This window comes from Aeromonas sp. QDB03 (assembly GCF_027707985.1).
In the GTDB taxonomy this organism is placed as follows: Bacteria; Pseudomonadota; Gammaproteobacteria; order Enterobacterales; family Aeromonadaceae; genus Aeromonas; species Aeromonas hydrophila.
This window is the reverse complement of record NZ_JAPCJG010000001.1, coordinates 645,569-665,855: the sequence shown is the minus strand read 5'-3', so window position 1 is coordinate 665,855 and position 20,287 is coordinate 645,569. Positions and strand designations below refer to the sequence as shown.

Genomic DNA, 20,287 nt, shown 5'->3' with positions numbered 1-20,287 from the left:
GCCCTCTGATCCCTGCTCCGTTTTATCAGGGGTTGGCGATTTTACCTAGTCAGCATTCACCACAGAAAGTGAGAGATAACAACTCTCCATAATCGTTTTTAGATGGGTCATGATAGTGCTGATTGTCATACTAAAACGCCCCGCTATGCGGGGCGTTGTTTGTTATCGCTTTGCCAACTTGAATAACTCGAAGAAGTTGTGACTGGTCGCTTGTGCCAATTCGGCCAGCGGTATTTGCCGCAGATCCGCGATGAACTGGGCCACGTCGCGCACAAAGGCCGGCTCGTTCTCCCTGCCCCGGTGCGGAACTGGCGCCAGATAAGGTGAGTCGGTTTCAACCAGCAGCCGCTCCAGCGGCAGCGCTTTGACCACTGCTTGCAAAGCAGCCGCATTTTTGAAGGTAGCGATACCGGAGATGGAGATATAAAAACCCATCGCCATGGCCGCCTCCGCCATCTCGAGCGACTCGGTGAAGCAGTGCAACACCCCGCCGACCTGCTCGGCCCCCTCTTCGCGCATGATCTGCAGGGTATCCTGCTGGGCATCGCGGGTATGGATGATGAGGGGTTTGTTCAGGGCACGGGCCACCCGGATATGCTCGCGGAAGGAAGCCTGCTGTACCTCCTTGTTCTCCGGCGAATAGAAGTAGTCGAGCCCGGTCTCGCCGATGGCCACCACCCTTTCATCTGCCGCCTGGGTCAGCAACAAGGCGGCATCGACGCCAGGCTCCTGATTGAGAGGGTGCACGCCACAGGAGGCAAACACCTGAGGATAAGGGGCGATCGCTTCCAGCATGGTCGGGAACTGTACCTGGGTGACGCTCACGCACAGAAAATATCCCACGTCCTGCTCGGCGGCCTTGACCAGCACATCGGCCATATTGGTCTGCTTGCTGCCATAGCTCAGGCGATCGAGATGACAATGGGAATCAACGAGTAACATATAAAACCTTTGTAGCGAGATCTATAACCAGCGAGTCAGCCAGTTCATCAGATGGATGGTGGGATTGGAGAGTTGCCCCGGCTGGCAGGCCATCTTCAGCTCGACCAGCTGTTGCTCCGCCTCCAGCAGCTTCTCGCTGGAATGAAGCCCGGCAAGTTGCTGGCTGAGCGCCGTCAGATCCGGCATCGCCAGCTGATGATGACCACAACCGGCCTGCGTCTTGAGAGCATCGCACAAGAACAGCTGCAACCAATGCAGCCTGACCTGGATATCGCTCGCCAGCAGACCGCACACGTGGTTGGCCCGGGTCGGCGTCTGTGCCAGCGCGAGGAAACTCTCCAGCAGATCCCGGCGGGCACTGTCTTGCTGCTCTTCGATATAGCGCAGCACCCGCAGCGGCGCCCCCTGGCAGATCCGTACCTGGGCCAGCGTGGCCTGATGACCCTGCTCGGCCAACCAGCGCACCGTCTCACCTTCGGCGGGCAACTGGAAGACATGTTTGTGACAGCGACTGAGAATGGTCGGCAGCAGACGGGAAACCTGAGAGGCTATCAGCAGCAGCAAGCTGTCGCCGGCCGGTTCTTCCAGGGTTTTGAGCAGGGCGTTGGCGGCAGACTCTGTCATGCGCTCCGCATCGGGGATGATCACCACCTTGCCGCGACCAAGCTGGGCCGAATTCTGCAGGCGCGAACAGATCTCGCGGATAGCCTCGACCCCGATGGTCTTGCTCTCCGTCGTCAGGCGGCCCAGATCCGGATGATGGCCCTTCTCAAACAGCTGGCAGGAGTGACATTGGCCACAGGGCTCACCCCGATCGGGCCGATGGCAGAGGTGCAAGCGCGCCAATTGTTCCGCAAGCTGCTCCTTGCCAAGGCCGGGATCACCGAGCAGCAACCAGGCGTGACCGAGTCGGCCGGCCGCGGCGGTCTGGCTCAAGGCATGCCAGTCCGGGATCAACCAGGGATACATGAGGGCTCATCTTTCAGGTAGTGGGCCAATGCAGCCTCGATGGCTACCTTGACCTGCTCCGGCGCTTGGCCGGCATCGATCACCTTGATTGACTCATCGGCGGCGGCCAATTCCAGATAGCGCTGGCGGGTGCGTTCGAAGAAGCTGAGCTGCTCGAGCTCGATCCGGTCCAGCTCACCGCGGTGGCGGGCTCGCTGCAGGCCGATGGCAGGATCGATGTCGAGATAGAGGGTCAGATCCGGTTTGAAGTCACCGAGCACGGCCCGTTTGATGGCACCGATGAGATTCGCATCGATGCCACGGCCACCGCCCTGATAGGCCTGGGACGAGAGATCGTGGCGATCGCCCACCACCCAGATGCCGTCGGCCAGCGCCGGCTTGATGCGGGTCTCGACCAGCTGGACCCGGGAGGCGTACATCAGCAACAGTTCGGCTTCGATGGTGAGGCGCTCGTCGTGCACCTCCTTGACGATAGCCCGCATCCGCTCCGCCAGCGGGGTACCGCCCGGCTCACGGGTACACTCGATCCGCGCCACGCCGTGGCCATGCAGATAGTCGGTCACATAACGCACCGCGGAGCTCTTACCTGCTCCTTCCAGTCCTTCAATCACGATAAATTTAGACATTAGGGTTTCTTCAATATGTATTCGCGGACCGCCCGATTGTGTTCATCGAGGGTCTTGGAGAAGTAGTGGGCTCCGCCCCCTTTGGCGACAAAATAGAGGTAGTCGGTCGATTTGGGGTTGAGCGCCGCCTCGATGGAAGCCTTGCCCGGCATGGCGATGGGCGTGGGCGGCAAGCCGTCGATCACATAGGTGTTGTAGGGGTTCACATCGGTCAGGTCGCTGCGGCGGATGTTGCCATCATACCTGTCCTTCACCCCGTAGATGACGGTGGGATCGGTCTGCAGCTTCATGCCAAGACGCAGGCGATTGACGAATACCGAGGCAATCTGGGCCCGCTCTTCCGGCTGACCGGTCTCTTTTTCGATGATCGAGGCCATGATCAGCGCCTCATAAGGGGTCTTGTAAGGCAGATTGGCCTGGCGCTTGTCCCAGCTCTGCTGCAGAAAGGCTCGCATGTCCTGATAGGCGCGACGCAGGATGGAAATATCGCTGGCATGAGTGGTATAGGCGTAGGTTTCCGGCAGGAACCACCCCTCCAGCTTGCCATTGTCGATGCCAAGCTCCTGAGCCAGATCCGCTTCGCTCTGCTCCACCGTCAACCGCTCCAGATAAGGGGCGCTGGCCAGCTGCTTCAGCCAATCCTCGAAACGGGATCCTTCGACGAAGGTCAGGCTGAAGTGAAACTCCTTGCCGGAGGCGAACAGGGAGAGGGTCTCCTTGAGCGGAGCCCCCTCCTTGATTTCATAGGTGCCGGATTTGATGGCAACCAGCTCGGGGTGACCGCGCAGCCAGAGCCGCACCGCCCAGGGACTGGTTTCCCCCTCCCCCAGTTCGGCGATCAGGCGCGCCGCATGGGCCCCCTTCTCGACGGTAAAGAGGCGGGTCGGCCCCTTGTTGGTGAGCGTCTCCACCTGCTGCCATTTGTAATGTACATAGCCCCCGGCCACGGCGACTGTCAGCGCCGCGCCCGCGAGCAGGGTGTAAAGCCGATTAAACTTCAATGACCAAACGCTCCTGTAAACGGCGGATCAATACCGGACTGGCATATTGGGTCTCCCCGATGCCGGTCACCGGCACTATGCCCATCAGGGTATTGGTCAGCCATACCTCTTCGGCCTGCCACAGTGACTCCAGCGGAGCCTCCACGACACGCAGTTCAATGCTCATCTGTTTTAGCATTGCCATCACATGGCGCCGCATGATGCCGTCTATGCCGCAGTGGGTAAGATCCGGCGTAAACACCGTTCTGCCACGGCGCCAAAACAGATTGGCACTGACCCCTTCTACCAGAAATCCCCGGCTGTTCAAGACTATACCTTCGACTCCCGAACGCGCCGCAAGTTCGCTTTTCAGCAGCACCTGCTCCAGCCGGTTGAGGGTCTTGAGGCCCGCCAGCATGGGGGCGTCGCCCAGTCGTTTCTGGCATACCAGCAGGGGAATGCCGGTTTGCTGCCACGCTGAATAGTGAGCCGGGTAAGCGGCCAGCGACAGGATCCGGGTCGGCGCATGGCAGGCAGTACCATCATACCCCCGGCCACCACTGCCTCGGGTCAGCATCACCTTGATCACCGCCAGCGTCTGATCGCGAGCCATCCCGGCGACCTCGTCACCAAGGCGTTGCCAGTCCACCTCGGCAAGGCCGAGTCTGGCGCTTGCTTGCTGCAGCCGTGCCAGATGAGCCGGCCACCAGACGGGGCGACCATCCTTGACCAGCAAGGTGGTGAAATGGCCATCGCCATAAGCCAGGCCACGATCCATGGCGGAAACGCTGTCTGTCGGTATTCCATTGATCAGCAAAAGGATCCCTCCGATAAAAAAGGCCCGATACTGTCGTATCGGGCCCATACTATCCGCCCAGGGCGAATTATACGCGTTTGAAGATCAGTGAGCCATTGGTGCCACCAAAACCGAAGGAATTGGAGAGGGCATATTCGAAGTTGCCAGCCTTGGCAACATGAGGCACCAGGTCCAGATCGCACTCATCATCCGGGTTGTCCAGGTTGATGGTGGGCGGCGCCATCTGATCGCGCAGCGCCAGTACCGTGATGATCGCCTCGATGGCGCCGGCGGCACCCAGCAGGTGACCGGTCATCGACTTGGTGGAGCTGATCATCAGGGATTTGGCATGCTCGCCAAACACCGCTTTCATGCCGCGCAGTTCGGCCACGTCACCCAGGGGGGTGGAAGTGCCGTGGGCGTTGATGTAGCCCACCTGCTCGGGGGCGATGCCAGCATCCTTGATGGCATTTTGCATGGCGCGGGCGCCACCGTTGCCGTCAGCGGGAGGCGCTGTCATGTGGTAGGCATCGCCACTCATGCCAAAACCGACCAGCTCGGCGTAGATCTTGGCGCCGCGGGCCTTGGCGTGTTCGTACTCTTCCAGCACCAGCACCCCGGCGCCATCACCCAGCACGAAACCGTCGCGATCTTTATCCCACGGACGGCTGGCCTTGGTTGGCTCGTCGTTGCGGTTGGAGAGCGCCTTGGCTGCCGCAAAACCGCCCATCCCCATCGGGGTGGAGGCTTTCTCGGCGCCGCCGGCCACCATCACGTCCGCATCGCCGTAGGCGATCATCCGGCCGGCCATGCCGATGGCATGGGTACCTGTGGTGCAGGCGGTGGTCACGGCGATGTTCGGCCCTTGCAGACCCTTCATGATGGAGAGATGACCGGACACCATATTGATGATGGTGGACGGTACGAAGAAGGGGCTCAGCTTGCGGGGGCCGCCGTTGACGAGGCTGCTGTGGTTCTGTTCAATCAGACCCAGGCCGCCGATACCGGAACCGATCGCCACACCGACGCGCTCGGCATTTGCCTCGTTGATGACGAGACCGGCATCATCCAGCGCCTGTATGCCTGCGGCGATACCGTACTGGATGAAGAGATCCATCTTGCGAGCTTCTTTGCGGTTGATACCGTACTGCTCGGGATCGAAATCCTTGACCTGGCCTGCGAAACGGGTCGCAAACTCGCTGGCATCAAAGTGTTCGATGGGAGAAATGCCGCTCTGCCCGTTGAGCAGGGCTTGCCAGCTGGATTCGGCAGTGTTGCCTACCGGGGAAAGCATCCCCAAGCCGGTCACCACGACTCTGCGTTTTGACACTGAGGTAGTCTCCGAGAGGTGTTTTGAAAAGGGGTAAACATAAAAGAAGCGGCCCTTGGGCCGCTTCTTTCAGAACAGGAACTTATTCCTGATTAGCGGTGATGTAGTCGATAGCCGCTTGAACAGTGGTGATCTTCTCGGCTTCTTCATCAGGAATTTCGGTATCGAATTCTTCTTCCAGCGCCATTACCAGTTCAACGGTATCCAAAGAGTCAGCGCCCAGGTCGTCGACGAAGGAGGCAGCGTTCTTAACGTCTTCTTCTTTAACACCCAGTTGTTCGATGATGATTTTCTTTACGCGTTCTTCGATGTTGCTCATGACCTGAATTTTCCTTTAAAAATACGCTATTGCGTCTGGTTGGGGTAGTTTATTCAATTGACGTGAGTTTGCAAGTGGCTTGCCGCTGGTCAAACCACGAAATTCGCCAAACTTCGGCGTACTATCGCAAATTTGAACAGATCTCACGACAAATTGATTACACCATGTACATCCCGCCATTAACATGCAGGGTTTCGCCAGTGATGTAGGCGGCATCATCCGATGCCAAGAATACCACAGCAGCGGCAATTTCTTTTGGATCGCCCAGACGAGCGGCAGGCACCTGGCTCATGATGCCGGCACGCTGCTCTTCATTGAGCGCCTTGGTCATATCGGTCTCGATGAAACCGGGGGCAACCGCGTTAACGGTAATGCCGCGGGAGGCCACTTCACGAGCCAGCGACTTGGTAAAACCAACCAGCCCCGCCTTGGCGGCAGCATAGTTGACCTGACCGGCATTGCCCATGGTTCCCACCACGGAGCCGATGCTGATGATGCGGCCATTGCGCTTCTTCATCATGGCGCGCAGCACCGGTTTGCTCAGTCGATACAGGGAAGTGAGGTTGGTGTCGATGATCTCGTTCCACTCATCATCCTTCATCCGCATCAGCAGGTTGTCACGGGTGATGCCGGCGTTGTTGATCAGGATGTCGATGTCGCCAAAACGCGCCTTGATGGCGGCGAAGACGGCTTCGATGGATTCCTGGCTGGTCACGTTCAGTGCCATGCCGCAACCCTGTTCACCCAGATAGGCGCTGATCGCCTCGGCGCCGCTCTCGCTGGTCGCCGTGCCGACTACCTTGGCGCCACGGGCCGCAAAAGTTTCGGCAATTGCACGGCCGATGCCACGACTGGCACCGGTCACCAACACAACCTTATCGGTAAAGCTCATTACTTGCTCCTGTTTACTTGATCTGGGCCAGCGCCTGCTCGAAAGAGGCGGCGTCGTTGGCATGAATACCTTCCACGCGCTTGTCGATGCGCTTGGCGAGCCCGGTCAATACCTTGCCCGGTCCCATCTCGATCTCGAGGGTAACCCCCTCATTGGCCATCCGCTCGACAGTCTCGGTCCAACGAACCGGGCTGAACAGCTGACGCACCAGAGCCTGTTTGATGGCGGCCGGATCCTGTTCACAGGATACGTCGACATTATTGATGACAGCGATGGCAGGAACCTTGATCTCGATCCCGTCCAGCGCAGCTGCCAATTTTTCTGCGGCAGGTTTCATCAGGGCGCAGTGAGAAGGCACGGAGACCGGCAGCGGCAGTGCACGCTTGGCGCCGGACTCTTTCATCAGCACGTTGGCACGCTCGACGGCCTCTTTGTGGCCGGCGATGACCACCTGGCCCGGAGAGTTGAAGTTGACTGGGGAGACCACTTGTCCTTGTGCCGCTTTTTCGCAGTTGGCGGCGATGGCGTCATTATCTAGGCCGATGATGGCGGCCATGGCACCGGTGCCTTCCGGCACGGCTTCCTGCATGGCCAGACCACGCAGCTCAACCAGTTTGACCGCATCGGCAAAGGCCAGTGCACCGCTGCACACCAGGGCGGAGTACTCACCCAGGCTGTGACCAGCCATCACGGCGGGGGTTGCCCCACCCTGCTGTTGCCACAGGCGCCACAGCGCGACAGAGGCTGTCAGCAAGGCGGGCTGGGTGCGCCAGGTCTTGTTCAGATCGTCGGCCGGACCATCCATCACCAGGGCAAACAGGTCATAACCCAGCACCTGGCTCGCCTCGGCGAAGGTCTCCTTGATCACGGCATGTTGTTCCGCCAGCTCGGCCAGCATGCCGACGGTTTGGGAGCCCTGTCCCGGGAAGGCAATGGCAAATTGGGTCATCATTGATTCCTTTAGATAAGACAAAAATGAGAGCGGCAGGATGAGCCAGATTGCTCATCCCGACGACGATCAGAGGCGAACCAGCGCCGAGCCCCAGGCAAAACCACCGCCGAAGGCCTCCAGCAATACCAGCTGGCCCGGTTTGATCCGGCCGTCACGCACCCCTTCATCGAAGGCGATGGGCACGGAGGCGGCAGAGGTGTTGCCGTGCTTGTCGAGGGTCAGCACCACCTTGTCCAGCCCCATGCCAAGCTTCTTGGCGGTGGCACTGATGATGCGGAAGTTGGCCTGATGAGGCACCAGCCAGTCCAGCTCGCTCGGCGCGATGCCGGCGGCGGCCAGTGTCTCGGTGACGATCTCGCTCAAACGGGTGACCGCTACCTTGAACACATCGTTGCCCTTCATGTACATGTAGGCTTCAAGTTCGGCCCCCGGCATGCCGCGGCGCGGCTGCGGCAGCTTGAGCAGATCGCCGTAACGGCCATCGGCATGCAGATGGGTGGAGAGAATGCCCGGCGTGTCGCTGGCGCCGATCACCACGGCCCCTGCCCCGTCACCAAAGAGGATGATGGTGCCGCGGTCTTCCGGATCGCACATGCGCGACAGCACATCGGCCCCGACCACCAGTACGTGGCGGGCAGCACCGGATTTGACGAACTGATCGGCGATGGAGAGCGCGTAGGTAAAGCCGGCGCAGGCAGCGGCCACGTCAAAGGCCGGGATCCCTTGCACCCCGAGCAGGCCCTGCAATTCACAGGCGGCGGCCGGGAAGGCGTTCTCGGCACTGGTGGTGGCCAGCACTATCATGTCGAGATCGGCAGCGGTCAAGCCCGCTGCGTCCAGGGCGCGCAGAGCGGCCTGGTGAGACAGGGTGGCGACGGTTTCATCGGCACCGGCAATGCGACGTTCACGGATCCCGGTACGCTCCACAATCCACTCGTCGCTGGTTTCCACCATCTGTTCGAGATCGGCATTGGTACGTACCGAGTTCGGCAGATAACTGCCAGTACCCAAAATTTTGCTATGCATAGAGTTCTTATAGATCCCTGTCGGAAAAGACAGATTCAAGGCGATCTGCTATTTGCAATGGAAGTTGATGCTTGGCCTCTTGCGCGGCCAGCAGGATCGCGTTACACAGGGCGCGCCGTTCGGCCCGCCCGTGGCTTTTTACCACAATGCCGCGCAATCCTAACAGACTTGCACCGTTATACTGGTCGGGGTTCAGGTAAGAAAAACGCCGTTTGAACATAAATCCGGCGATGCGACCAAGAAAACTGCGTTTTTTGCGGGGATATCCGGCCAGTTGGGCCATCATCCGCACGACCCCTTCCGCCGTCTTGAGGGCCACGTTGCCGACAAAACCGTCGCAGACGATCACGTCGCACTCGCCGCTGAAGATCCGGTCCCCTTCGACAAAACCGACGAAGTTGAGCGCCTGGCACTGACGCAGCAACTCGGCACTGTGGCGCACCAGATCGTTGCCCTTGATCTCCTCCTCCCCCACGTTGAGCAGGGCCACCCTGGGAGTGGCAATGCCCTCCACCTTTTCAGCCACCACGGCCCCCATCACCGCAAATTGCAGCAGGGTATCGGCATCGCAGCTGACGTTGGCGCCAAGATCCAGCATCACGGTACGTTTGCCGGAAAGAGTGGGCAGCGCCTTGATGAGGGCGGGTCGGTCGACCCCGGGCAGGGATTTGAGCACGCACTTGGCCATGGCCATCAGCGCACCGGTATTGCCGGCGCTGACGCAGGCATCGGCCTCGCCAGCTTTCACCAGATTGAGGACGACCCGCATGGAGGAGTCTTTCAGGGTGCGCAGCGCCACGATCGGTTTGTCGCCCATGCCAACCACCTGGGATGCATGCACGAAACGAACGCGGGGATGATTCAGCAAGCCATGTTGCTGCAAAAGAGGGGTGGTCTGGTGTTGGTCACCGACCAGGATCAGTTTTAACTGGGGTAAAAGAGACAGTGCCTGCACGGCGGCAGGCACTGTTTCCGAGGGGCCAATATCTCCCCCCATGATGTCTAGCGCGACAGTTTGCGTAGACAAAGGCAATCCTTAAGCGATTACCTTTTTACCGCGGTAGAAACCATCGGCAGTCACGTGGTGACGACGATGGATTTCGCCACTGGTCTGATCAACAGTCAGGGCAGCGGTGGTCAGCGCATCGTGGGAACGACGCATGCCACGCTTGGCACGGGTTTTACGGTTCTGTTGTACGGCCATTGTAGGCTAACTCCTAAATTCACTTACGTTTAAGCTCTTCAAGAACTGCAAAGGGATTCGGCCGCTCATCAGCAGGTTCGATTTCACCCCAGGTCATCTCCATGTTACCGCGCGGGCAAGCATCCATGGGATGCATGGCCACCTGCGGCAACGAGAGGATGAGTTCATCCTCCAGGATTTGATGAAGATCCATCTCGCCGTTTTCGTCCAACTCAATGGGCTCATAAGCTTCCGGCAGTTCTTCCTCGTTTGTTCTCTCGAACAGCGGAGTGTAGATAAATTCAGCTTCACAGAGATGCTCGAATGTTTCTCCACAACGCTGGCAAACCAGGTCAACCTTGGCATGGGCAGTGCCTTTCATAACGGTCAACTTCTGGACATCTTTGCCAAAGTGCAGCGATACATCGATATCACTCTGCAAGCCTGCGGTTGATTCCTCCAGCCTGGGCATCTGCGACTTTTCCACTATCCCGACATAATCGAGCAGCTTCGAGGCACTACGGACTGGATCAACCTTTACGGGCAACTTCACCTTTTGCATAGGGCGCGAATATTATAGGTCCAACAACTGATAGTCAAAGGAAAAAGTCCTTACCGCCGATGATTTTAACCTCACAACCCCCGCACATGGCGGAACTTGCGCTCACCGGTGACTGATTATGCCATAAACCAAAGGATCCGACACCGGATCCTGGCCGCATTTGCGTTGACGGCGGGGATCCGGCTCACTCCTTGACAGCAGAATTTCACAGCGTAGGTAGCTCAACCACTCCCCTGCCCCCACAAGGTTCATGGATGGCTGCCGCACAACCCGACTGGGCGCCCCTGCCGCATATGGGCGCAAGGGCAAGGCTCGGGCGGGATGGCCTCCATCAGACGGCGGATGGCCCGAAAACTGTCCAGTGCCGCCTGGGCGGCGATGGGATTGATGAGCCAGCCAGGCAGGTTGTCACCCGGGTTGGTATAGGTTTCGAGGCGTATCAGGGTGGTACCGTTGAGTTGCGGCACCGCCTCCCAGCGTCCTTCACTGGCCCGGATCCGCACCCGACCGGGGTAAGGCGGCAAAGCATCAGGGGCGGCCCATACCGTCAGCACCAGGCCGCAATTTGGCAGGCGTTGCAGGCGGGAGTGGGTGATAAGCTCCCGCTCCTGCACCGGCCAGGGCGCAGAGAGCCGGGTATAGACCAGATCTTCATCGGGTGCCGGCTTGGCCAGCACCCTTACCTCCAGGCTCTGGGGCAGCCACTCCTGATGGCGAGCGGTATCACGCAGCACGGCCAGCAGTGCCGACGGCGGAGCGGCCACGTTCATCTCCAGGTGCAAAGCCAGAAAGGCGCCAGGGGGATGAGCCCGGCTCCACAGCAGTATGCCCGCCTCCCCCGCCTGCAGGTGCCAGCCCTGTGCCCAAGCCGGCACGCAGAGCAACCATAACAGCCATATCCCGACTCTCATCATCCATGACCCCGCCTTGCCCATTCCTATGCTTATAGCCGTTTTTCTGGCCCTGCGAGGTACAGGTCAGGGTTAACCCGCGCCAGCGGCCCCGATATGCTGGTGGTAAAGCCGTTTGATCTCGTCGCGCAGCCACAGCACCTTGGTGTTGTGGTTGTTGCGTTTGTGCCAGAGCAGGATAAAGGCGATGTCGAGTTGCCGGTAGAGGGCTTCATCCAGCGGCAGCGGCAAGGAGATCAGATTGTCATGGTGCTGGCGGGCATAGCTGGCGCAATAGGAGGGCACCACCGCGATCAGTTCGTGGTCTGACTGGGCTGCGATGTGCAGCGCCTGCTCGAAGCTGGAGACCCGGATCGGCACCTGCCGGCTGAGCCCCTCATCATCCAGCAGGCTGTCGAGCGCCCAGGCATCGCTCGCCTCCCACACCACGCTGACATGGGGATAGGCGAGAAAGTTGTCGAGATTCCAGGTGCGGGCCAGCAGCGGATGATCCTTGCGCAAAAACACCATGGGCCTGTCTTCGAACAACACCTCGTGATCGATGTAATAGGGCAGCCGGTTGATCCTGGCCAGCGAGCTGGGGTGGGTTTCCCTCGCACAGAAGCCGAGATCGGCATCGCCATTGATGATGTCGTTGAGGGAGTGATGGTCCCAGTTCATGATCCGGATGGTCGATTTGCGATAGGTTTCATAAATCACCATGGGCAGGTCATTGAGAAAGCTGATGTAAAAGGGTGACTCCAGCACCAGCCTGAACGCGGCCCCCGCCGGAATGGCATTGCCGCAGAGGGAGGCAATGTTGCCCGATAGCTGGAACCACTCCTTGAGCTCTTCCTCCAGGGTGAGCGACAGATTGGTGGGCTCCAGCCCCCGCTGAGTGCGAAGGAACAGCGGGTCGTCGAACCAGTCGCGCAGCCGCGCCAGCGCCTTGCTGACGGTAGGCGCCGTGACATTGAGTTTCTTGGCAGCCTTGGTGACACTGCGCTCTTGCAGCAACAGCCGAAATACCACCAACAAATTGAGATCGAGGTCGATCAAGGGTCGCATGCTCAGGGATTCTCCATGACCGGGGCACCGTGGGCGGCGCTGTCGAAGGCCGGCCCCAGGGCGCGAAAGAGCAGATAGAGTAACACGGCGCCGAGCAGGGCACAGGCAAGCAGCGTGCTGGGTGCAAAGCCAAGCCACCCCATCAACCAGATATAGCCGGCGCTCACGGTTATCTGGGCAAGACAGAGGGTGGCGCTGGCAAGGGCTATCTGATGACGGCAACTGGCCAGCGCCTCGCCCATGGCGATGCCGACGCTCGCGGAAAAACCGATGCAGGTGAAGGCAAAGCCCGCCAGCAGCAGCCGCAGACCCCAGGAGCTCTCAAGATGAGAGGCCAGGATCAGCAGCAGCGCCAACCCCAACCCACCGTGGGCCAGCGCGAGCAGGCTGTGCTTGTGGAGCCGACGCAGCAACCAGGGGGCGAAGAAGGAGGTGATCATGCTGATCATCGCCATGATCATCATGATGCGGGCATACTCTGCGCTTGCCAGCCCCTTTTGGGTCATCAGGATCATGGGTGAAGTGCTGACATAGGTCAGAATGCAGGTCATGCCGGCACTGCTCAACCCACACATCCAGAGAAACTGCGGCACTCGCAAGAAGGCAAAGCGGGCTGCTGACGCACTCGAGGATGGTTCAGGGTGCAGCGGCAGGCTCTCTTTCAGCCCCAACAGGTTGATCAACAGCACCACGCCGCCGAGCAGCGCCATGGCCTGAAAGATGGCAGGCCATGGGAAGCCGGTCAGGATGAGATAGCCGAGCAGCGGCGCCAGTACGGGGATCACGCAGATGATCCCATTGATGGCCGACAGCACGGCCGCCAGCCGGGCCGGTGGCAACACGTCTCGCAGCACGGTAAAGGTCATGATGTAGAGCGCGCCGGCCCCTGCCCCCTGCCCCACCCGCGCCAGCAGAAACTGCGCGGTGTCGTCGGCGCTGCCGGCCAGCAGCGACGCCAGCATAAACAAGCCGGCCCCGCTCAGGATCACCGGCCTGCGACCGTGGCGATCCGCCAGCAGGCCGGCCAGCGGGACGGTCGCGGCCATGCCAAGCAGATAGAGGGAAAACGCGGTGTGCAGCTGAGCCTCGCTGGCCTGAAGGCTGGCGCCTATGTTGGGCAACGCCACCAGATAGAGATCGATCCCCACCGGGTAGAGCGTGATCATCAAAAAACAGCAGAGCATGTAACGGCCCATGGTGACTCCTCAGCGAATGGGTAGCATCGACGGGGTACTATAACGTCAGGCCGGATGAATAAGCCGATAGCGGTGTTTTCCAATCTCGACATGCTGGAAAAAAGAGAGTAGCGGCGACATTTGCCCTCGCCGCACGGGGGCGATACCATCCACGTCTGCCCGTTTCTGAACCTGGATACCTGATTGCCATGTCGCGTCCCCTGATCCTCGCCTCCACCTCCCGTTACCGCAAAGCCCTGCTGGAAAAGCTGGGCCTCCCCTTTGAGTGCGCCGCGCCGAATGTCAATGAATCCGTGCTGCCCAGGGAGGATGCACAGACGCTGGTGGCTCGCCTTGCCCATGCCAAGGCCCGTGCCATTGCCGACCAGCATGATCAGGGGCTGATCATCGGCTCGGATCAGATGTGCGTCTGTGATGGCCGGATCCTGGGCAAGCCGGGAACGGTCGAGCGAGCGGTGGCCCAGCTGATGGCGGCCCAGGGACGCAGCGTCACCTTTTATACCGGCCTGTGCGTGCTGGACGCCGCGTCTGGCCGCGCCGAACAGCTGATAGAACCCTTCACCGTTCACTTTCGCCAGCTGGATGAGGCGGCCATCCGCCGCTATGTAGAAGCTGAACAGCCCCTCGACTGTGCCGGCAGCTTCAAGTGTGAAGGCATGGGGATCGTGCTGTTCAAGGCCTTGGAAGGGCGCGATCCCAATGCGCTGATCGGCCTGCCGCTGATCGGCCTGATCGAGCTGCTGGCCCGCCACGGTATCGCCCTGCCCTGATGGGAGCGGTATGCCAGCCATGAAAAACGGGAGCCAAGGCTCCCGTTTTTCGTTTATTCATCGGTTATATTGCAAGGCTAATCCAACAACCGCTGGAGCTCCGCCATGGTATCGACCACCGCCAGCGGATGGTGGGTCAGCAAGCGGGTACGGTCGTGCACGCCCCAGCTCACTCCGATCCGCGGCATGGCCAGCGCCTCGGCCATCGCCATGTCGTGGATGGAATCACCGATCATCACCGCCTGGTGCGGGGCAATGCCCAGCTCATCCAGAATTTGCGTCAGCATCAGGGGATCAGGCTTGGAGTTGGCCTCGTCCGCCCCGCGCGTGGCGGCAAAGAGCGGCCGCAACCCGGTTTCATCCAGTACCCTGTCCAATCCACGCCGGGACTTGCCAGTGGCGACCGCCAGGGCCACCCCTTGTGCATGCCAATGCTGCAACAGCTCCCTCGCCCCGGCAAACAACGGACTGGGTGTGCTGTCATGGATGTAATGGTGGCGATAGCGGGCGATCAGGGCGTTGGCTCGCTCACCCCCCTGCTCCAGGGAAAACAGCCGGGGGATACCGACCTCCAGACTGAGACCGATGATCTGGTGCGTCTCGACGGCGGTGGGCACGGGCTCACCACAATCACCCGCCGCGTGCGCCACACAGGCAACAATCCGGCCCACCGAGTCCATCAGGGTACCGTCCCAGTCGAAGATGGCGAGCCGGATGGTCTGCATCAGCGGGCCAACTTGTTCAGAAAGTCGTCGAGTTCGGGGGCCAGCGGTGCTTCCACCTGCATCTCGCGGCCATCGGCCGGATGAATGAAGCTCAGCTTCCAGGCATGCAAAAACAGTCGTTTCAGCCCCTGGCTGCGCATTTTATCGTCAAATACGGCTTCTCCATACTTGTCATCACAGGCGATGGGGTGACCCGCATGCTGGGTATGCACCCGGATCTGGTGAGTACGACCGGTGATTGGGCTGCACTCCACCAGGGTGGCCTCGGCAAACTGACGGGCAATCCGGAAACGCGTCTCGGAAGGCTTGCCATCGCTGCTGACCCGCACTACCCGCTCGCCGGATTGCAGGTCATTTTTGCGCAGCGGCGCATTGACCACTTTGACGTGAGGCTGCCACTGGCCACGCACCAGCGCCAGGTACTGCTTGCGCATGGTCTTGACCCGCAGCTGCTCATGCAGGCTGCGCAGGGCGCTGCGCTTCTTGGCAACCAGCAGTACGCCGGAGGTGTCGCGATCGAGCCGATGCACCAGTTCGAGGAAACGGGCTTCCGGACGCAGGGCGCGCAGCCCTTCAATCACGCCAAAGCTCAGGCCGCTGCCGCCGTGTACCGCCATGCCGGACGGCTTGTTCAGCACGATCATGGCATCATCTTCAAACAGGATCTGGCTCTCCAGACGCTGGATGCTGCCAAGATTGGCCGAGGGCAGTTCGTTCTTTTCGGCAACCCGCACGGGGGGGACCCGTACCTCGTCGCCAGTGCAGAGTTTGTATTCCGGTTTGATGCGCTTTTTGTTGACGCGCACTTCCCCTTTGCGAAGGATGCGATAGATCAGGCTCTTGGGGACGCCCTTTAGCTGAGTCTTGAGAAAATTGTCGATGCGCTGCCCTTCATGCTCAGCTTCGATGGTGAGCAGCTGCACTTGTTGATGTATCTGTGTCATGGCGCGGATTTTAACACTGCCGGCGGCCCTTGGCTGCATGCTTTGTTGAAAAATGGCGCCTTGCTATAAAAGTGGTTTAAATGGGATAATAAACAAGGTTTTGTCATTGTGTTCAAGCCTTGTACTAAGTGGCCAAAATTTATGCCACCCAATCCCGAAACACCGTGTATACAAGAACATGACGGTTCCCGGGTGCGAGGTACAGCGCATGGAGAACGCAAACAGAACCGCTAATTTGTCTCCACACCGGTATCCTTTTCATGCCTTCTCGAGAAGGCTGGACCAGAGTGCCCTTAGTTTGCGCCTCATGCATACCCCAACCGGGAGGTTGCCCCAGTATGCTGAAGACCCGAGGCCGGCGCCGGCAGGATCCTGTGGAGGAAATCAAAATGACAAAATAACGAGAACTCAATGAAAAGAATGCTAATCAACGCGACTCAGGAAGAAGAGTTGCGCGTAGCGCTGGTTGACGGACAACAGCTCTACGATCTGGATATTGAAAGTCCGGGACACGAGCAGAAAAAAGCGAACATTTACAAGGGCAAAATCACCCGCGTAGAACCCAGTCTTGAAGCTGCTTTTGTCGACTATGGCGCCGAGCGCCACGGTTTCCTGCCGTTAAAGGAAATCGCCCGCAATTACTTCCCCTCCGGTTACTCCTATCAGGGTCGTCCCAACATCAAAGAAGTGGTCCGCGAAGGCCAGGAAGTGATCGTCCAGATCGACAAGGAAGAGCGTGGCACCAAGGGTGCAGCCCTCACCACCTTTATCAGTCTGGCCGGCAGCTACCTGGTACTGATGCCGAACAATCCTCGCGCCGGCGGCATCTCCCGCCGTATCGAAGGTGATGAACGGACTGAACTGAAAGAAGCCCTGAGCGGCCTGACCGTGCCGGACGGCATGGGCCTCATCGTGCGTACCGCCGGTGTGGGTAAATCCCCGGAAGAGCTGGAATGGGATCTGAACGTTCTGCTCAACCACTGGGATTCCATCCACAAGGCGTCACAGAGCCGCTCTGCACCGGTGCTGATCCATCAGGAAAGCAACGTCATCGTGCGTGCCATCCGTGACTATCTGCGTCGCGATGTCGGCGAGATCCTGATCGACAACCCGGTCATCTTCGAGCGTGCCAAGGCGCATATCGAGCTGGTTCGTCCCGATTTCCTCAATCGCGTGAAGCTGTACAAGGGTGAAGTTGCCCTGTTCAACCACTTCCAGATCGAGAGCCAGATCGAGTCGGCCTTCCAGCGTGAAGTGCGTCTGCCCTCCGGCGGCAGCATCGTCATCGATCCGACCGAAGCACTGACCTCCATCGATATCAACTCCTCCCGCGCCACCAAGGGCGGCGATATCGAAGAGACTGCACTGCAAACCAACCTGGAAGCGGCCGACGAAATTGCCCGTCAATTGCGTCTGCGCGACCTGGGTGGCCTGATCGTCATCGACTTCATCGACATGACCCCGGTTCGTCATCAGCGCGAAGTGGAAAACCGTCTGCGTGAAGCGGTGCATCAGGATCGTGCTCGCATCCAGCTGGGCCGGATCTCCCGTTTCGGTCTGCTGGAGATGTCTCGCCAGCGTCTGCGCCCCTCCCTCAACGAGTCCAGCAGCCATATCTGCCCTCGTTGCCAGGGTCAGGGTGTGATCCGTGACAACGAATCACTGGCGCTGTCCATTCTGCGTCTCATCGAAGAAGAGGCCATGAAGGACAATACCGAGCAGGTTCACGGTCAGGTGCCAGTCGATGTTGCCGCCTATCTGCTCAACGAGAAGCGTGCCTCCATCGCCAGCCTGGAACAGCGCAATGATGTGCGTGTCTACATCATTCCAAACCAGCATCTGGAAACCCCGCACTACGAAGTGACCCGCATCCGTCAGAACGAAATCCCGGAAGCGGCCAGCTACGAGCTGAAAACCGAGATTGCCAAGCCGGTCTACCAGCCGAAACAGGCTCAGGTGATCGAGCGCGAACAACCGCTGCTGCAAGGTTTTGTCCAGGCGCCCCAGCCGGCTCCCGCCGCACCGGCCCCGGTCGTGGCTCCCGCCGCACCAGCCGCCCCCGAAGCCGGTCTGTTTGGCAAACTGTTCAAGGCCATCTCCGGCTTGTTCGGTTCCGACACCGCCCCTGCCGACGTGAAGGCCCCTGCCGACAAACCGGCAGCCCAGCGCGAAGCACGCAAGGATGAGGGGCATCGTCATCAACGCGATGAAACCCGCAGCCGTGGTCAGCGTGGTCGTCGTGATGACAACCGTGGTAACCGCAGCCCTGCCGATACCGCAGAGAAGCGGGAAGCGGGTGCCAACCGTGAAGGTGGTGAAAGCCGCAACCGTCGTCCCCGCAAAGAGCGTGAGCCGCGTCAGGAACGCGAACCCCGCGCACCGCGCCCTGCTCGTGAGCCCCGTGCTCCGCGTGAACCTCGTGCCGAAGTGGTCGTTGAAGCGGTAGAAACCGTCGATACCACCACCATGGTCAACGACGAGCCGCGTCTGGAAAAAGAGCAGAAAGTGGCTGAGCGCCGCGAACGCCGTCAACTGCGCAAGCAGATCCGGGTCGATGCCCCGGCCAGCGACGTTGCCGCCCTGCCCGCCGATGCTCCGGTTGTTGCCGAAGAGGCCTCCGATGCAGTAGAGCAGCACGATGAGCAGGCCGAAGGCCAGCGTCGTTCCCGCCGTACGCCGCGCAATCAGCGTATCGAAGGCCAGCGTCGCAAGCGCATCAATGAAGATGCCCGCAGCCAGCGTGAAGATGAAGAGCAGTCTGCCGAAGGCGCTACCCCTACCCTGACTGCAGCTGCCCAGGCAGATGCCGCCCAAGTGAAAGTGGAAGAACCGGCAGTTCCTGTCATCACCATTCCCAGTGCTGAAGCGGTTGCCGCCGCCCTGCAGGCCTCTGCTGCGCTGACCGAGCATGTCGTGCCTGAAGCCGTTGTGGCCGAGGCTCACGAGCAGGCTGAAGTCGTGGCTGCAGAGCCAGTGGTAACCGAAGCGGTAGTTGCTGAAGAAGCCCAGGTAGCGGTTGTCAACGAGCCAGTGGTTGCAGAAGTTGCTGCCCCGGTCGCAGTGGAAGCCATTGCTGTCGAGGCTCCGGCCATCGAGACTGCCGTGGTTGAAGCTGCACCTGCTGCACCGGCAGTTGAAGAAGCGGCTCCGGTAGTGGTTGTAGCCGAGGTTGCCCCTCTGGTAGTTGAACAGCCAGCTCCGGTCGCTGAGCCTGTCATCGCTGACGAGGCTCCGGTAGCCACTGCCGTAGCAGCCCCTGTGGCCAAGCAAGTCAAACGTGGTGGTGGCCTGCTGGCCGGTGCCCGCAAGGCCTCTGCGCCGATGGCCACACCGGCTGCGGCCCCTGCCCTGCCAGTACGTGAGCCGGTTGCTCATGCTCCGCTGGTTCGCAGCGAAGTGGCAAGCTCAGGTCGCCATGGCGGCAGTACCGCTGCCGTCAACGTTGCAACCAGCCCGGCCGGTCGTCCTTGATGACTCGCTAGTCTGACAAAATGAGCCACACATTGTGTGGCTCTTTTTTTATGTGCGGCATAGCACCGTCAGCTCGTCTCGATTACCCGTCCCTTTACTGCGCCACGACCTCTACCTACCTATTAGCACTTAGTACCCCAAGTCTTCCTCATCATATTGAATAACCACAGCCATTGGCTCGCTGCGGCTCAATCCACACTCCTTGTTTTGTCTTCCTGCTGCCGCGACTGCATGGCTCCTGGTTTAGGCTGGCTGGATAAGATAAGAGCCGGCACAGATACAAATATCGCGTAGTGTGTATACATCCTTGACGACATTGATGCGCATGGACTGCATGGCCAAGCCTGCCATCCATCTCGAAATCGGTTTGAAGTGCGCATGCCTCTGTCAACCGGCATCGGTTGACCATTCAACCTTCCATCCTCTCGGCAATTTAGGCGTACCGCCAAGCGGCGTAGGCAAAGACCCCTCTTCCACAGCCGTCAACACAGCTAATCCCATCTGCTAATTTAGGCCGTCATGTGCCATGAGATAGCAGGCGCCGACCTTCGCCGAGCAGCTCCATGGCTCTCGCTGCACCCTAGCAGGGGCAGAACCGCAAAAGACGTCCACTCTGCCAACCCTCCGATCTTGAATGCCTGTTGAT

20 protein-coding genes are annotated in these 20,287 nt (G+C 59.9%); 2 read left to right on the top strand and 18 right to left on the bottom strand.

Annotation, left to right across the window (positions count from 1 at the left end; genetic code table 11):
* Positions 1–162: 162 nt before the first annotated feature.
* The 16 genes from PG900_RS02985 to PG900_RS02910 form a co-directional block, all read right to left on the bottom strand.
* Positions 163–942: a TatD family hydrolase gene (locus tag PG900_RS02985; RefSeq protein WP_270830891.1), complete on the bottom strand. Its 780-nt coding sequence runs from the start codon at positions 940–942 to the stop codon at positions 163–165.
* Positions 943–963: 21 nt separating this feature from the next.
* On the bottom strand, positions 964–1,911 hold the full coding sequence (holB, locus tag PG900_RS02980; RefSeq protein WP_270830890.1) for a DNA polymerase III subunit delta': 948 nt from the start codon (positions 1,909–1,911) through the stop codon (positions 964–966).
* Positions 1,896–2,537: a dTMP kinase gene (gene tmk / locus PG900_RS02975; RefSeq protein WP_270799876.1), complete on the bottom strand. Its 642-nt coding sequence runs from the start codon at positions 2,535–2,537 to the stop codon at positions 1,896–1,898. Before tmk ends, holB begins: the two co-directional genes overlap by 16 nt.
* Entirely contained in the window at positions 2,537–3,538 is a 1,002-nt protein-coding gene (gene mltG, locus PG900_RS02970; protein WP_016350715.1) for an endolytic transglycosylase MltG, read from the bottom strand. The genes tmk and mltG overlap by 1 nt, the downstream gene beginning before the upstream one ends.
* Entirely contained in the window at positions 3,528–4,382 is an 855-nt protein-coding gene (gene pabC, locus PG900_RS02965; RefSeq protein ID WP_270799879.1) for an aminodeoxychorismate lyase, read from the bottom strand. The genes mltG and pabC overlap by 11 nt, the downstream gene beginning before the upstream one ends.
* 19 nt (positions 4,383–4,401) lie before the next feature.
* Positions 4,402–5,643 carry a beta-ketoacyl-ACP synthase II gene (gene fabF / locus PG900_RS02960; RefSeq protein ID WP_017408413.1) on the bottom strand — a complete coding sequence of 414 codons (1,242 nt, stop codon included), beginning with the start codon at positions 5,641–5,643 and terminating at the stop codon, positions 4,402–4,404.
* An 82-nt stretch (positions 5,644–5,725) separates the two neighbouring features.
* Positions 5,726–5,962 carry an acyl carrier protein gene (gene acpP / locus PG900_RS02955; RefSeq protein WP_005300909.1) on the bottom strand — a complete coding sequence of 79 codons (237 nt, stop codon included), beginning with the start codon at positions 5,960–5,962 and terminating at the stop codon, positions 5,726–5,728.
* Between the two features lie 157 nt (positions 5,963–6,119).
* A complete protein-coding gene (fabG, locus tag PG900_RS02950) occupies positions 6,120–6,854 on the bottom strand; it encodes a 3-oxoacyl-ACP reductase FabG (protein WP_005300916.1) in 735 nt (244 codons plus the stop codon).
* A 13-nt stretch (positions 6,855–6,867) separates the two neighbouring features.
* Positions 6,868–7,803 (bottom strand): ACP S-malonyltransferase, encoded by a 936-nt coding sequence (gene fabD, locus PG900_RS02945; protein WP_016350718.1) that lies wholly within the window; start codon positions 7,801–7,803, stop codon positions 6,868–6,870.
* 69 nt (positions 7,804–7,872) lie between these two features.
* A complete protein-coding gene (locus tag PG900_RS02940) occupies positions 7,873–8,832 on the bottom strand; it encodes a beta-ketoacyl-ACP synthase III (protein WP_016350719.1) in 960 nt (319 codons plus the stop codon).
* 7 nt (positions 8,833–8,839) lie between these two features.
* Positions 8,840–9,859 (bottom strand): phosphate acyltransferase PlsX, encoded by a 1,020-nt coding sequence (plsX, locus tag PG900_RS02935; RefSeq protein ID WP_029303012.1) that lies wholly within the window; start codon positions 9,857–9,859, stop codon positions 8,840–8,842.
* A 9-nt stretch (positions 9,860–9,868) separates the two neighbouring features.
* Positions 9,869–10,036 (bottom strand): 50S ribosomal protein L32, encoded by a 168-nt coding sequence (rpmF, locus tag PG900_RS02930; protein WP_005300935.1) that lies wholly within the window; start codon positions 10,034–10,036, stop codon positions 9,869–9,871.
* Between the two features lie 19 nt (positions 10,037–10,055).
* The gene (gene yceD, locus PG900_RS02925) at positions 10,056–10,577 is read right to left on the bottom strand and encodes a 23S rRNA accumulation protein YceD (protein WP_011706102.1); all 522 of its coding nucleotides are present in this window, start codon (positions 10,575–10,577) and stop codon (positions 10,056–10,058) included.
* A gap of 248 nt (positions 10,578–10,825) precedes the next feature.
* The gene (locus tag PG900_RS02920) at positions 10,826–11,491 is read right to left on the bottom strand and encodes an START domain-containing protein (RefSeq protein WP_270830888.1); all 666 of its coding nucleotides are present in this window, start codon (positions 11,489–11,491) and stop codon (positions 10,826–10,828) included.
* Between the two features lie 69 nt (positions 11,492–11,560).
* The gene (gene yidZ, locus PG900_RS02915) at positions 11,561–12,535 is read right to left on the bottom strand and encodes an HTH-type transcriptional regulator YidZ (RefSeq protein ID WP_270799885.1); all 975 of its coding nucleotides are present in this window, start codon (positions 12,533–12,535) and stop codon (positions 11,561–11,563) included.
* A gap of 2 nt (positions 12,536–12,537) precedes the next feature.
* A complete protein-coding gene (locus tag PG900_RS02910) occupies positions 12,538–13,731 on the bottom strand; it encodes an MdtL family multidrug efflux MFS transporter (protein WP_270799887.1) in 1,194 nt (397 codons plus the stop codon).
* Positions 13,732–13,919: 188 nt separating this feature from the next.
* Between PG900_RS02910 and PG900_RS02905 the strand changes: the two genes are divergently transcribed.
* Positions 13,920–14,501, top strand: coding sequence for a Maf family protein (locus PG900_RS02905; RefSeq protein ID WP_270830887.1), 582 nt, complete (start codon positions 13,920–13,922; stop codon positions 14,499–14,501).
* Between the two features lie 77 nt (positions 14,502–14,578).
* Here PG900_RS02905 and PG900_RS02900 read toward each other — a convergent pair whose 3' ends face one another.
* Positions 14,579–15,226 (bottom strand): HAD family hydrolase, encoded by a 648-nt coding sequence (locus tag PG900_RS02900; protein ID WP_270799891.1) that lies wholly within the window; start codon positions 15,224–15,226, stop codon positions 14,579–14,581.
* Positions 15,226–16,170 (bottom strand): 23S rRNA pseudouridine(955/2504/2580) synthase RluC, encoded by a 945-nt coding sequence (rluC, locus tag PG900_RS02895; protein ID WP_201886112.1) that lies wholly within the window; start codon positions 16,168–16,170, stop codon positions 15,226–15,228. Before rluC ends, PG900_RS02900 begins: the two co-directional genes overlap by 1 nt.
* A gap of 411 nt (positions 16,171–16,581) precedes the next feature.
* On the opposite strand from rluC, the gene rne reads away from it, so the two are divergent.
* A complete protein-coding gene (gene rne, locus PG900_RS02890; RefSeq protein WP_270830886.1) occupies positions 16,582–19,641 on the top strand; it encodes a ribonuclease E in 3,060 nt (1,019 codons plus the stop codon).
* The last annotated feature ends 646 nt before the right edge of the window (positions 19,642–20,287 follow it).

Bases quoted from the DNA above. Each gene is read 5' to 3' on its own strand.
- PG900_RS02985 (WP_270830891.1), bottom strand. From the start codon at position 942: ATGTTACTCGTTGATTCCCATTGTCATCTCGATCGCCTGAGCTATGGC.
- holB (WP_270830890.1), bottom strand. From the start codon at position 1,911: ATGTATCCCTGGTTGATCCCGGACTGGCATGCCTTGAGCCAGACCGCC.
- tmk (WP_270799876.1), bottom strand. From the start codon at position 2,537: ATGTCTAAATTTATCGTGATTGAAGGACTGGAAGGAGCAGGTAAGAGC.
- pabC (WP_270799879.1), bottom strand. From the start codon at position 4,382: ATGGGCCCGATACGACAGTATCGGGCCTTTTTTATCGGAGGGATCCTT.
- acpP (WP_005300909.1), bottom strand. From the start codon at position 5,962: ATGAGCAACATCGAAGAACGCGTAAAGAAAATCATCATCGAACAACTG.
- fabG (WP_005300916.1), bottom strand. From the start codon at position 6,854: ATGAGCTTTACCGATAAGGTTGTGTTGGTGACCGGTGCCAGTCGTGGC.
- fabD (WP_016350718.1), bottom strand. From the start codon at position 7,803: ATGACCCAATTTGCCATTGCCTTCCCGGGACAGGGCTCCCAAACCGTC.
- PG900_RS02940 (WP_016350719.1), bottom strand. From the start codon at position 8,832: ATGCATAGCAAAATTTTGGGTACTGGCAGTTATCTGCCGAACTCGGTA.
- rpmF (WP_005300935.1), bottom strand. From the start codon at position 10,036: ATGGCCGTACAACAGAACCGTAAAACCCGTGCCAAGCGTGGCATGCGT.
- yceD (WP_011706102.1), bottom strand. From the start codon at position 10,577: ATGCAAAAGGTGAAGTTGCCCGTAAAGGTTGATCCAGTCCGTAGTGCC.
- PG900_RS02920 (WP_270830888.1), bottom strand. From the start codon at position 11,491: ATGATGAGAGTCGGGATATGGCTGTTATGGTTGCTCTGCGTGCCGGCT.
- yidZ (WP_270799885.1), bottom strand. From the start codon at position 12,535: ATGCGACCCTTGATCGACCTCGATCTCAATTTGTTGGTGGTATTTCGG.
- PG900_RS02910 (WP_270799887.1), bottom strand. From the start codon at position 13,731: ATGGGCCGTTACATGCTCTGCTGTTTTTTGATGATCACGCTCTACCCG.
- PG900_RS02905 (WP_270830887.1), top strand. From the start codon at position 13,920: ATGTCGCGTCCCCTGATCCTCGCCTCCACCTCCCGTTACCGCAAAGCC.
- PG900_RS02900 (WP_270799891.1), bottom strand. From the start codon at position 15,226: ATGCAGACCATCCGGCTCGCCATCTTCGACTGGGACGGTACCCTGATG.
- rluC (WP_201886112.1), bottom strand. From the start codon at position 16,170: ATGACACAGATACATCAACAAGTGCAGCTGCTCACCATCGAAGCTGAG.
- rne (WP_270830886.1), top strand. From the start codon at position 16,582: ATGAAAAGAATGCTAATCAACGCGACTCAGGAAGAAGAGTTGCGCGTA.